The following is an 11,606-nucleotide window of genomic DNA, read 5'->3' on the forward strand; positions in this document are numbered from 1 at the left end:
CCCCTCCCCGGTGGCCAGCACCAGCCGCCCGTCCCCGTCGACGGCCACCGCCTCCCCCACCACGCTCCGGTCCCCCGGCAACTCCGCCCGCACGGTCCGCCCCAGCGTCGCGCACCCCGCCGCGTAGGTCTCCTGGAGCCCCGACAGCACGGGGTCACCGTCCACCGCCCGCCACCGCAGGTACCACTGCTCCAGCGACCGCAGCACCGCCCGCAGCAGCGGATCCCGGTCCGTGCCTCTGGCCCCCGCCAGCACCAGCGACCCGGCCGTGGGCACGGGCAGCTCGTCCTCGCGCAGGGTGACGTTGATGCCGATGCCGATCACCACCGCGTCCGTACCGGACCGCTCCGCGAGGATCCCGCCCGCCTTGCGCTCCGCGCCCCCCACGCTCACCAGCAGGTCGTTGGGCCATTTGAGGGACGTATCGACGCCCGCCGCGCGGGACAGCCCGGTCGCCACCGCGACCCCGGTGAGCAGCGGCAGCCAGCCCCAGCGGGCCACCGGCACCTGGGCCGGCTTCAGCAGCACGGAGAAGAACAGCCCGGAGCGCGCGGGAGCCGTCCACTGCCGGTCCAGCCGTCCACGCCCGGCGGTCTGCTCCTCGGCGAGCAGGATCAGCCCCTCCTCCGCCTTGCCCGCTTCCGCGAGGGCGACGAGGTCGGCGTTCGTGGAGCCCGTACTGCGGACGACCTCCACCCCCGACCAGAGCCCGCCCTCCCGGACCAGCGCCCGCCGCAGGGAAACGGCGTTCAGGGGCGGCCGGTCGAGGTCGGACCAGCGCCCGCCGCCTCCGCCCGCGTCTTCGGTGCTGCCTGCGTCGTTGTCGGCGTCGTTGTCTGCGTCATCTCTGGGCGTCATGCAAGCCACACTAGATGTGGTAAACACCGCACTGTCGATGGGTGGCCCGACACTAAGCTACGCATGAGTAACCAGTCCCCCTTCTGAGCACCTCACTCTTTACAGGGAGCCGCATCCCGATGGCCGAGCCGGTAGAGCCGCAGCAGATCGACATCCACACGACCGCCGGCAAGCTCGCCGACCTGCGGCGCCGCGTCGAGGCGGCGACGCACGCCGGTTCGACACGGGCTGTCGAGAAGCAGCACGCCAAGGGCAAACTGACGGCCCGCGAGCGGATCGAACTGCTCCTCGACGAGGGCTCGTTCGTGGAGCTGGACGAGTTCGCCACGCACCGCTCGACCAACTTCGGCCTGGAGAACAACCGCCCCTACGGCGACGGTGTCGTCACCGGATACGGCACCGTCGACGGGCGTCCCGTCGCCGTGTTCTCCCAGGACTTCACGGTGTTCGGCGGCGCTCTGGGCGAGGTGTACGGCCAGAAGATCGCCAAGGTCATGGACTTCGCGCTGAAGACCGGCTGTCCGGTCATCGGCATCAACGACTCGGGCGGCGCCCGTATCCAGGAGGGCGTGGCGTCCCTGGGCGCGTACGGCGAGATCTTCCGCCGCAACACCCACGCGTCCGGCGTCATCCCGCAGATCAGCCTGGTCGTGGGCCCCTGCGCGGGCGGAGCGGTCTACTCCCCGGCCATCACCGACTTCACCGTCATGGTCGACCAGACCTCGCACATGTTCATCACCGGCCCGGACGTCATCAAGACGGTCACCGGCGAGGACGTCGGCTTCGAGGAACTGGGTGGCGCCCGTACGCACAACTCCGCCTCGGGCGTGGCCCATCACATGGCCGGCGACGAGAAGGACGCCGTCGAGTACGTCAAGCAGTTGCTGTCGTACCTGCCGTCCAACAACCTGAGCGAGCCCCCGCTGTTCCCGGAGGAGGCGGACCTCGCCGTCACGGCCGAGGACCGCGAGCTGGACGTCCTGATCCCGGACAGCGCGAACCAGCCGTACGACATGCACACGGTGATCGAACACGTCCTGGACGACACCGAGTTCTTCGAGACGCAGTCCCTGTTCGCACCCAACATCCTCACCGGGTTCGGCCGGGTCGAGGGCCGTCCGGTGGGCATCGTGGCCAACCAGCCGATGCAGTTCGCGGGCTGCCTGGACATCGACGCGAGCGAGAAGGCCGCCCGCTTCGTGCGCACGTGCGACGCCTTCAACGTCCCGGTGATCACCTTCGTGGACGTCCCCGGCTTCCTGCCGGGCGTGGACCAGGAGCACGACGGCATCATCCGGCGCGGCGCCAAGCTCATCTACGCCTACGCCGAGGCCACCGTCCCCCTCATCACGGTCATCACCCGCAAGGCCTTCGGCGGCGCGTACGACGTCATGGGCTCCAAGCATCTGGGTGCCGATCTCAACCTGGCCTGGCCGACCGCCCAGATCGCGGTGATGGGCGCCCAGGGCGCGGTGAACATCCTGCACCGCCGCACGATCGCCGAGGCGGAGGCAAACGGGGAGGACCTGGATCTGGTCCGCGCCCGGCTGATCCAGGAGTATGAGGACACCCTCCTCAACCCCTACATCGCGGCCGAGCGAGGGTACGTGGACGCGGTGATCCTGCCGTCCGACACGCGCCGCCAGATCGTACGAGGACTGCGCCAGCTCCGTACCAAGCGCGAGTCCCTGCCCCCGAAGAAGCACGGCAACATCCCGCTTTAAGGAGCGACCGTCATGACGATCAAGGTCGTACGGGGCAACCCGACCCCCGAGGAGCTGGCCGCCGCCCTGGCAGTGGTCCGAGCCCGCGCCACGGCAACATCCCCTCCCCCGCCCGGCACCCCCGGCACAAAGGACGCCTGGTCAGACCCATCAAGAATCGCGTCCCACCGCATCCCGCACCCGAGCCCAACATCATGGACCCGCACCTACTGGCCGAGCTGACGTCTCCGGGGGCGCCCTTCAGGGGCGCGAGGAACCGCGCACGGCACAACAAACAAGGAGCGCCAATTTAGGTACGCCTACTCAGGCGCCCAACCCCGCCAAGCCCCACGCTAGTGGAATGCTGTGGTCCGATCCCAAGAACGAGCCGCCGAAGGAACTGCGCGAAGCGCAGCAGATGCTTCGGCGGCTCGGGTTTCTCCTGGCGCTGGCCATGCTGCTCGCGATGATCGTCCTGGGCGTGCGGTAGGACCGGCACGGACGGCAGGACCGGGCAAGGACCGCAGGGCCCGTCCGGGGCGGGACCGCAGGGCCCGTCCGGGGCCCGGTGGCTTTCGGCCCGCCGATACCCTGACCGCATGACCGATCAGCCGCGCCGCCGTCTCGTGCTCGCCTCCCAGTCCCCCGCCCGGCTCAGTCTGCTCAGGCAGGCCGGACTCGACCCCGAGGTGATCGTCAGCGGCTTCGACGAGGACGCCGTGACCGCGCCGACCCCGGCCGAGCTGGCCCTCGCCCTCGCCGAGGCCAAGGCCGCCGTGGTGGCCGCGCAGCCCGGGGTGCTGGGCGCGCTGGTGATCGGCTGCGACTCCGTCCTCGAACTGGACGGCGAGGCGTACGGCAAGCCCGCCGACGCCGAGGAGGCGACCGCCCGCTGGAAGTCGATGCGCGGCCGGGCGGGGATCCTCCAGACCGGGCACTGCGTCCACGACACGGCGGCGGGACGCTCCGTCTCCGCCACCGCGTCCACCGTGGTCCGCTTCGGCGAGCCGACGGACGCCGAGATCGCCGCGTACGTCGCCTCGGGCGAGCCCCTCCATGTCGCCGGGGCGTTCACGCTCGACGGCCGCTCGGCACCGTTCATCGAAGGCATCGACGGCGGCCACGGCAATGTCATCGGCATCAGCCTGCCCCTCGTACGCCAACTGCTCGCCGAACTGGGCGTGGGCATCACGGAGTTGTGGACGCCCCGCGAGAGCTAGGGGTGGCGCGGGCGCTCAGGGGGTGCTGGGGGCCGGCCCGGTCGCCGTGGGGTTGTGGTGGTCGTACGTCATCAGCAGGAGCACCACCAGGGTGAGCATCACGACCATGGCCAGGAACGCCGACACGCCAAAGGGCCCCCAGGCGAACGCGCCCAGCATCGCGTGCACCACGGCCACGCTGATCAGCAGGACGCGGCCGAGCCCGGCCGGGGAGCGGTCGCGCCAGGCGACGAGCAGGGCCACCACACCGCACAGCGCGAAGTAGGCGCCGAAGACGACACCGCCGATCTTCGAGGAGGCGGACATCATGTCCGGGTCGAGACCGGCGAGGGACATCTTCTGGCGGTCGACCACGATCCCCAGGAACCAGTTCAGCGCGGCTATGCCGAACGCCTCCGCGAAGAGGACGATCGCGACGATCCAAGCCACCGGTCTGCGGACCACCGGCCCCCACCCACTTACGTTCAGTTGGTCAGTTGGCACTACGTTCGATACATCGCGAACGCTACTAATCGGTAAACGCCCGGACAAGGGTTCGACGGAGGATCACCGGAGGTTCTTCGGCAGGCAAAGGATCGTTGGGCCGTTCGTAGGGTGTCCACAAAGAAACAGGGTGGGCCGCAGCACGCTCTCACAGAGACCTTGAGCACATCAGGGGGCTAGGGTTTCCCGATGGAGTCCCGCGTACATAGGTGCGACAAGGGATTTCACGGGTAGGGCGAGCCTCGCATCACGCTCCGTGTGGGCAAGCTCACCAGTGGGGACGGGTCGATGCGCCGTGTCGGCAGTCCCTAAACTCGGCTTGTTTCAAGGAGGGAGCCTCAATCGTGCGCAAGGTGCTCATCGCCAACCGTGGCGAAATCGCTGTCCGCGTTGCCCGGGCCTGCCAGGATGCCGGAATCGCGAGCGTGGCCGTGTACGCCGACCCGGACCGGGACGCGCTTCATGTGCGTGCCGCGGATGAGGCGTTCGCTTTGGGCGGTGACACCCCGGCGACCAGCTATCTCGACATCGCCAAGGTGCTCCAGGCCGCCAAGGACTCCGGGGCGGACGCGATCCATCCCGGATACGGCTTCCTCTCGGAGAACGCCGAATTCGCCCAGGCCGTCATCGACGCCGGACTCACCTGGATCGGCCCGCCCCCGCAGGCCATCCGTGACCTCGGCGACAAGGTCGCCGCCCGGCACATCGCCCAGCGTGCCGGCGCCCCCCTGGTCGCCGGTACCCCCGACCCGGTCTCCGGCGCGGACGAGGTCGTCGCGTTCGCCGAGGAACACGGCCTGCCCATCGCGATCAAGGCCGCCTTCGGCGGTGGCGGACGCGGTCTGAAGGTCGCCCGGACCCTCGAAGAGGTGCCCGAGCTGTACGACTCGGCGGTCCGCGAGGCGGTCGCCGCGTTCGGACGCGGCGAGTGCTTCGTCGAGCGCTACCTCGACAAGCCCCGGCACGTCGAGACCCAGTGCCTGGCCGACTCCCACGGCAACGTGGTCGTCGTCTCCACCCGTGACTGCTCGCTCCAGCGCCGCCACCAGAAGCTGGTGGAGGAGGCCCCGGCACCGTTCCTCTCAGAGGCGCAGGTGGCGGAGCTGTACGCGTCCTCCAAGGCGATCCTGAAGGAGGCCGGCTACGTCGGCGCCGGGACCGTCGAGTTCCTGGTCGGCGCGGACGGCACGATCTCCTTCCTGGAGGTCAACACGCGACTCCAGGTCGAGCACCCGGTCACCGAGGAGGTCGCCGGCATCGACCTCGTACGCGAGATGTTCCGTATCGCCGACGGCGAGGAACTCGGCTACGGCGACCCCGAGCTGCGCGGGCATTCCTTCGAGTTCCGCATCAACGGCGAGGACCCCGGACGCGGCTTCCTGCCCGCCCCCGGCACCGTCACCACCTTCGCCCCGCCGTCCGGCCCCGGTGTCCGCCTCGACGCGGGCGTCGAGTCCGGATCGGTCATCGGCCCGGCCTGGGACTCCCTGCTGGCCAAGCTGATCGTCACCGGCGCCACCCGCGCCCAGGCCCTCCAGCGGGCCGCCCGCGCACTGGCCGAGTTCCAGGTCGAGGGCATGGCCACGGCCATCCCGTTCCACCGCGCGGTGGTCGCCGACCCTGCCTTCGCCCCCGAACTCACCGGCTCCGACGCCCCGTTCACGGTCCACACCCGGTGGATCGAGACCGAGTTCGTCAACGAGATCCCGGCCTTCGCCGCGCCCGCCGATGCCGAGGCGGACGAGGAATCGGGCCGCGAGACCGTGGTCGTCGAGGTCGGCGGCAAGCGCCTGGAGGTCTCCCTCCCCATCTCCCTGGGCATGTCCCTGGCCCGCACCGGCCTCGCCGCCGGTGCCAAGCCCAAGCGCCGCGCCGCCAAGAAGTCCGGCCCGACGGCCTCCGGCGACACCCTCGCCTCCCCGATGCAGGGCACGATCGTCAAGGTCGCGGTCGAGGAGGGCCAGGAGGTCAAGGAGGGCGACCTCATCGTCGTCCTCGAAGCCATGAAGATGGAACAGCCCCTGAACGCCCACAAGGCGGGCACCGTCAAGGGCCTGGCGGCAGAGGTGGGCGCGTCCCTCACCTCCGGCGCCCCCATCTGCGAAATCAAGGACTGACCCGCAGGAGTCTGAGAGGCGCCCGGTGGACTGACCATCAGTCCACCGGGCGCCTCTCGTCCAGAACGCGCCGGGCGCCTCTCGTCCAGAACGTGCCGGCCACCTCTCGCCTGGAACGTGCCGGGCGCCTCTCGCCTGGAACGTGCCGGCCACCTCTCGCCTGGAACGTGCTGGCCACCTCTCGCCTGGAACGTATGGCGCGAAGCGTCCATACGTTCCAGGGGCGCGGGGAACTGCGCGAGAAGCCCCACCGGCCGGCACCCGGCAACGAACCACGCCCCGCACGGCGCACAGCCAATGGCACACTGACCCCACAGAACCAATGACCCGAAGGGCAGGTGATCCCCATGGCCCAGCCGCCGCCAGGCCTCCGCGCGGACGCCCGCCGCAACTACGAACGCCTCCTCGCAGAGGCCCGCACCGCCTTCGCGGAACACGGCACGGACGCCTCCCTGGAGGACGTCGCCCGCCGCGCGGGCGTAGGCATCGGCACCCTCTACCGCCACTTCCCCAACCGGCCCGCCCTGATGAGCGCGGTCTTCGAGGACGCGGTGAGCGACCTGCTGGCCCGCTCCCGCGAACTGCTGACCGACCCGGCACCGTGCACCGCGCTGGTGACCTGGCTGCGCGAGATCATCGCGCACGCCGGTGAGTACCGAGGCCTGGCACGGGCGCTCATGTCGGTGTCGTACGACGCCGATTCGGCGCTGGCCAGGTGCAGCAACCCGATGCGGGAGGCGGGCGCGGCCCTGCTCGCCCGCGCCCAGCAGGCCGGCGCCCTGCGCGCCGACGTCGCCATCGGGGACCTGCTCCAGCTCACCAACGCCATCGCGCTGGCGGCCGAGGCGACCCCGGACGACCCCGGCCTCGCCGACCGCCTCCTGACCCTGACACTGCGGGGCCTGAAGGCCGTACCTCAGTAACCCGGTTCGTACTGTGCGTACGTTCGTACCGCGCGTACGTACGACGGTCAGCGGCGGCGGAGATCCGCCACCCGCGCCCGTTCCCGCTCACGCTCGCCGGGCCCGCCGGGCTGCTCGCCCAGCATCGTGCCGCGCAGCGGATGGCCCGCCGCGCCGCCGGGCAGTTGTCCCCGGCGCGGGTTGGGAAGCGGCACGTCCCGGCGCTGCTGGCGTGCGGGGACCTGGTCACCGCCCGGTGCCCCGTTCCCCTGGGAGCCGTTTCCCGAGCCCGGGGATCCGGCCACGGCGATCTGCACTCCCTGGTCGGCCAGGGCCTGGAGCTCCGTACCGGCGCGGTCGTCGTGGACGGGCGGTTCGTCCGTGACGAGGCGGGTGATCACATCCGTGGGCACGGTCTGGAACATGGTGTCCGAACCGAGCTTGGTGTGATCGGCGAGCACGACGACCTCGGCGGCGGCCTGCACCAGCGCGCGGTCGACGGACGCCGACAGCATGTTGGAGGTGGACAGCCCGCGTTCGGCGGTGAGCCCGCTTCCGGAGAGGAAGGCCTTGGACACCCGCAGCCCGTGCAGGGACTGCTCGGCACCGCTGCCGACCAGGGCGTAGTTGGAACCGCGCAGAGTGCCACCGGTCATCACGACCTCCACTCTGTTCGCGTGGGCCAACGCCTGGGCCACCAACAGGGAGTTGGTGACGACGGTCAGCCCGGGGACCCGCGCGAGCCGGCGTGCCAGCTCCTGCGTGGTGGTCCCCGCCCCGACCACGATGGCCTCGCCCTCTTCGACGAAGCTCGCGGCGAGGTCGGCGATGGCCGTCTTCTCGGCGGTCGCGAGATGAGATTTCTGCGGAAAGCCGGACTCCCGCGTGAACCCGCCCGGCAATACCGCACCGCCATGCCGGCGGTCGAGGAGTCCTTCTGCCTCCAGCGCGCGCACGTCCCGCCGTACGGTCACTTCGGAGGTCTGGACGACGCGGGCGAGCTCACGGAGCGACACGGCTCCATTGGCACGCACCATTTCGAGGATCAATTGACGACGTTCTGCAGCGAACACGAAACTGACAGTAACCCCAACGACCGTCTGCTTTCAGCAGTATGCGCCGAATAGCAGAAGTTGTTCGCACGGTGGTACGGGAAGTGGTATACGCACCCATCTTCCCTGCGTATCACCTGCCCATGCCGCAGGGATGGGCGACAAATCCCCGTGACCAGCGGGAAGTTGTCGCCCTCGCCGTCCCCCGGCTGTCAGGCCTCGCCCGCCGCCTTGCGCGTGTGAAGCTGCCGGGCGACCTCGGCGATCGATCCCGAAAGGGACGGATAGACGGTGAACGCGTTCGCGATCTGCTCGACCGTCAGATTGTTGTCGACCGCGATCGAGATCGGGTGGATGAGTTCGGAGGCGCGCGGCGACACCACGCACCCGCCCACGACGATCCCGGTGCCCGGCCGGCACATGAGTTTGACGAAGCCGTCCCGGATGCCCTGCATCTTCGCGCGCGGATTGCGCAGCAGCGGCAGCTTGACGACCACGGCGTCGATCTTCCCGGCGTCGACATCGGCCTGGGTGTAGCCGACGGTGGCGATCTCCGGGTCGGTGAAGACGTTGGAGGAGACGGTCTTGAGGTTGAGCGGGGCCACCGCGTCGCCGAGGAAGTGGTACATGGCGATACGGCCCTGCATGGCGGCGACGGACGCGAGGGCGAAGACACCGGTCACGTCACCTGCGGCGTACACACCGGGGGCGGTGGTCCTGGACACCTTGTCGGTCCAGATGTGCCCGGACTCGCGCAGCTTGACCCCGGCCTCCTCCAGGCCCATACCGGCGCTGTTGGGGATCGCGCCGACGGCCATCAGACAGTGCGAGCCGGTGATGACGCGCCCGTCGGCGAGTGTGACCTCGACCCGGTCGCCGACCCGCTTGGCGGACTCGGCGCGGGAGCGGGCCATGACGTTCATGCCACGGCGCCGGAAGACCTCTTCGAGGACGGCGGCGGCGTCCGGGTCCTCACCCGGCAGCACGCGGTCGCGCGACGACACGAGGGTGACCTTGGAGCCGAGGGCCTGGTAGGCACCCGCGAACTCGGCACCGGTGACACCGGAGCCGACCACGATGAGCTCCTCGGGCAGCTCGGTGAGGTCGTAGACCTGGGTCCAGTTGAGGATGCGCTCACCGTCGGGCTGCGCGTCGGGCAGTTCGCGCGGGTGTCCGCCGGTGGCGATCAGCACGGCGTCGGCGACGAGGGTCTCCTCGCTGCCGTCCACGGCCCGTACGACGACCTTGCGGGAGCCGTCGATGCCCTGCATGCCGTCGAGCCGCCCACGCCCGCGCAGGACGCGTGCGCCGGCCCGGGTGACGGAGGCGGTGATGTCGTGCGACTGGGCGAGGGCGAGGCGCTTCACCCGTCGGTTGACCTTGCCGAGGTCGACGCCGACCACGCGGGCGGCCTGCTTCTCCGGCGGGGTGTCGTCGGCGACGATGATCCCCAGCTCCTCGTACGAGGAGTCGAAGGTGGTCATCACCTCGGCCGTGGCGATCAGGGTCTTCGACGGTACGCAGTCGGTGAGCACCGACGCCCCGCCCAGACCGTCGCAGTCGACGACGGTCACCTCCGCGCCGAGCTGCGCCGCCACCAGCGCCGCTTCGTAGCCGCCGGGCCCACCACCAATGATCACGATCCGAGTCACATACCCCATTGTCCCGTACGCGCCGGGCTGCCGACGCCCCGGGTCCGCCGCACGGGCCGCAGGGCTCCCGGGACGTCCACCCGTACGGGTGCGGAAGGGGCGTGTGCTGCCGGAGTGACGGCCGTGTCCGCTGCCGTACTCTCGAAACATGTCGCTCTACGCCGCCTACGCCGGCAATCTCGACGCGCGGCTCATGACGCGTCGCGCACCGCACTCGCCGCTGCGCGCCACCGGCTGGCTGACCGGCTGGCGGCTGACGTTCGGCGGCGAGCAGATGGGCTGGGAGGGCGCCCTCCCGACCATCGTGGAGGACCCCGGCTCGCAGGTCTTCGTCGCCCTGTACGAGATCGCCCCGCCCGACGAGGAGTCGCTGGACCGCTGGGAGGGCGTGGGCCTCGACATCTACCGCCGGATGCGGCTGCGCGTCGACACGCTGGAGGGCGAGGAACCCGCCTGGGTGTACGTCCTCAACGGGTACGAGGGCGGCCTGCCGTCGGCCCGGAACCTGGGCGAGATCGCCGACGCGGCGGAATCGGCGGGCGCGCCGCACGACTACGTGATGGAACTGCGAAAACGCCCCTGTTGAGCACGTAGAACACGTAGAACACGTCGAGTTGAGCGCCTTCGGGCGGGTGCCGTTGGAAACGACAAGACAACGATCGCAGCCCCGCGACCGCCGTCATCTACGCGCGTAGGCCCGAACCGGATACGCTCGTGCGCGTGAACGCATCTCTTCTTCCGGACGACATCCAGGGCGACCCCTACTCCGCCGCCGCCGACGCCGCCGCGCGCCTGCGGGAGCTGACGGGCGCCGAGACCCACGACGTCGCCCTCGTGATGGGCTCCGGCTGGGCACCGGCCGTGGACGCCCTGGGCGACCCCGAGGCCGAGTTCCCGGTCACCGAGCTGCCCGGCTTCCCGCCGCCGGCCGTCGAGGGCCACGGCGGCAAGATCCGCTCGTACCGGATCGGCGCCAACCGCGCGCTGGTCTTCCTGGGCCGCACGCACTACTACGAGGGGCGGGGCGTCGCGTCCGTGGCGCACGGTGTCCGTACCGCCGTGGCCGCCGGCTGCAAGACCGTCGTCCTGACCAACGGCTGCGGCGGTCTGCGCGCCGACATGCGCCCCGGCCAGCCGGTCCTGATCAGCGACCACATCAACCTCACGGCCACGTCCCCGATCGTCGGCGCGAACTTCGTCGACCTGACGGACCTGTACTCGCCGCGGCTGCGCGCCCTGTGCAAGGAGATCGACCCGAGCCTTGAGGAGGGCGTGTACGCCCAGTTCACGGGCCCGCACTACGAGACGCCGGCGGAGATCCGGATGGCGCGGGTGATCGGGGCGGACCTGGTGGGGATGTCGACGGTCCTGGAGGCGATCGCGGCGCGCGAGGCCGGCGCCGAGATCCTGGGCATCTCGCTGGTGACGAACCTCGCGGCGGGCATGACGGGCGAACCCCTGAACCACGAGGAGGTCCTCCAGGCGGGCCGCGACAGCGCGACCCACATGGGCGCCCTCCTGACCCAGCTCCTGAACCGCCTGTAAACCCCAAACTCTTTCTCGCCCCCGCCGCCCCTACCCTTCCCGTACCTCGGGGGCTCCGCCCCCGAGGTACGGGA

The 11,606-nt window shown here is 70.5% G+C and carries 12 protein-coding genes; 8 read left to right on the top strand and 4 right to left on the bottom strand.

The window, feature by feature from the left end; all coding sequences use genetic code 11:
* Positions 1-858 (bottom strand): biotin--[acetyl-CoA-carboxylase] ligase (locus AOK08_RS27250; RefSeq protein ID WP_055530900.1); only part of this gene is annotated, 858 nt, incomplete at its 3' end.
* 119 nt (positions 859-977) lie between these two features.
* Here AOK08_RS27250 and AOK08_RS27255 point away from each other — a divergent pair.
* From AOK08_RS27255 to AOK08_RS27260, 4 genes are all read left to right on the top strand, one after another.
* Positions 978-2,582, top strand: a complete 1,605-nt coding sequence (locus tag AOK08_RS27255) for an acyl-CoA carboxylase subunit beta (protein ID WP_055530885.1) — start codon at positions 978-980, stop codon at positions 2,580-2,582.
* A gap of 12 nt (positions 2,583-2,594) precedes the next feature.
* Positions 2,595-2,804 carry an acyl-CoA carboxylase subunit epsilon gene (locus tag AOK08_RS43700; RefSeq protein WP_079054298.1) on the top strand — a complete coding sequence of 70 codons (210 nt, stop codon included), beginning with the start codon at positions 2,595-2,597 and terminating at the stop codon, positions 2,802-2,804.
* Between the two features lie 118 nt (positions 2,805-2,922).
* Positions 2,923-3,051, top strand: a complete 129-nt coding sequence (gene mmpB, locus AOK08_RS48495; protein ID WP_277816044.1) for a morphogenic membrane protein MmpB — start codon at positions 2,923-2,925, stop codon at positions 3,049-3,051.
* A 109-nt stretch (positions 3,052-3,160) separates the two neighbouring features.
* Complete coding sequence (locus AOK08_RS27260; protein WP_055530887.1) at positions 3,161-3,781, top strand: Maf family protein; 621 nt, start codon at positions 3,161-3,163, stop codon at positions 3,779-3,781.
* Positions 3,782-3,796: 15 nt separating this feature from the next.
* Here the strand turns inward: AOK08_RS27260 and AOK08_RS27265 are convergent, their stop codons facing one another.
* Complete coding sequence (locus AOK08_RS27265) at positions 3,797-4,225, bottom strand: hypothetical protein (protein WP_079054299.1); 429 nt, start codon at positions 4,223-4,225, stop codon at positions 3,797-3,799.
* A 383-nt stretch (positions 4,226-4,608) separates the two neighbouring features.
* On the opposite strand from AOK08_RS27265, the gene AOK08_RS27270 reads away from it, so the two are divergent.
* On the top strand, positions 4,609-6,381 hold the full coding sequence (locus AOK08_RS27270; RefSeq protein ID WP_055530891.1) for an acetyl/propionyl/methylcrotonyl-CoA carboxylase subunit alpha: 1,773 nt from the start codon (positions 4,609-4,611) through the stop codon (positions 6,379-6,381).
* Between the two features lie 347 nt (positions 6,382-6,728).
* On the top strand, positions 6,729-7,304 hold the full coding sequence (locus AOK08_RS27275; protein WP_055530893.1) for a TetR/AcrR family transcriptional regulator: 576 nt from the start codon (positions 6,729-6,731) through the stop codon (positions 7,302-7,304).
* A gap of 47 nt (positions 7,305-7,351) precedes the next feature.
* Here the strand turns inward: AOK08_RS27275 and AOK08_RS27280 are convergent, their stop codons facing one another.
* Both AOK08_RS27280 and AOK08_RS27285 read right to left on the bottom strand, forming a co-directional pair.
* Positions 7,352-8,356: a DeoR/GlpR family DNA-binding transcription regulator gene (locus AOK08_RS27280; protein ID WP_079054300.1), complete on the bottom strand. Its 1,005-nt coding sequence runs from the start codon at positions 8,354-8,356 to the stop codon at positions 7,352-7,354.
* 191 nt (positions 8,357-8,547) lie between these two features.
* Entirely contained in the window at positions 8,548-10,137 is a 1,590-nt protein-coding gene (locus AOK08_RS27285) for an NAD(P)H-quinone dehydrogenase (RefSeq protein ID WP_338400156.1), read from the bottom strand.
* Here AOK08_RS27285 and AOK08_RS27290 point away from each other — a divergent pair.
* Both AOK08_RS27290 and AOK08_RS27295 read left to right on the top strand, forming a co-directional pair.
* The gene (locus tag AOK08_RS27290; RefSeq protein ID WP_055530898.1) at positions 10,136-10,573 is read left to right on the top strand and encodes a gamma-glutamylcyclotransferase family protein; all 438 of its coding nucleotides are present in this window, start codon (positions 10,136-10,138) and stop codon (positions 10,571-10,573) included. The two genes, AOK08_RS27285 and AOK08_RS27290, sit on opposite strands and share 2 nt — an antisense overlap.
* Before the next feature lie 134 nt (positions 10,574-10,707).
* Positions 10,708-11,532, top strand: coding sequence for a purine-nucleoside phosphorylase (locus tag AOK08_RS27295; protein WP_055530902.1), 825 nt, complete (start codon positions 10,708-10,710; stop codon positions 11,530-11,532).
* The last annotated feature ends 74 nt before the right edge of the window (positions 11,533-11,606 follow it).

The organism is Streptomyces graminilatus (assembly GCF_001418565.1).
Classification (GTDB): Bacteria; Actinomycetota; Actinomycetes; order Streptomycetales; family Streptomycetaceae; genus Streptomyces; species Streptomyces graminilatus.

What these genes read in the sequence shown, in the direction of transcription:
- AOK08_RS27255 (WP_055530885.1), top strand. Translation starts at nt 978, where the DNA reads ATGGCCGAGCCGGTAGAGCCGCAGCAGATCGACATCCACACGACCGCC.
- AOK08_RS43700 (WP_079054298.1), top strand. Translation starts at nt 2,595, where the DNA reads ATGACGATCAAGGTCGTACGGGGCAACCCGACCCCCGAGGAGCTGGCC.
- mmpB (WP_277816044.1), top strand. Translation starts at nt 2,923, where the DNA reads ATGCTGTGGTCCGATCCCAAGAACGAGCCGCCGAAGGAACTGCGCGAA.
- AOK08_RS27260 (WP_055530887.1), top strand. Translation starts at nt 3,161, where the DNA reads ATGACCGATCAGCCGCGCCGCCGTCTCGTGCTCGCCTCCCAGTCCCCC.
- AOK08_RS27275 (WP_055530893.1), top strand. Translation starts at nt 6,729, where the DNA reads ATGGCCCAGCCGCCGCCAGGCCTCCGCGCGGACGCCCGCCGCAACTAC.
- AOK08_RS27290 (WP_055530898.1), top strand. Translation starts at nt 10,136, where the DNA reads ATGTCGCTCTACGCCGCCTACGCCGGCAATCTCGACGCGCGGCTCATG.
- AOK08_RS27285 (WP_338400156.1), bottom strand. Translation starts at nt 10,137, where the DNA reads ATGTTTCGAGAGTACGGCAGCGGACACGGCCGTCACTCCGGCAGCACA.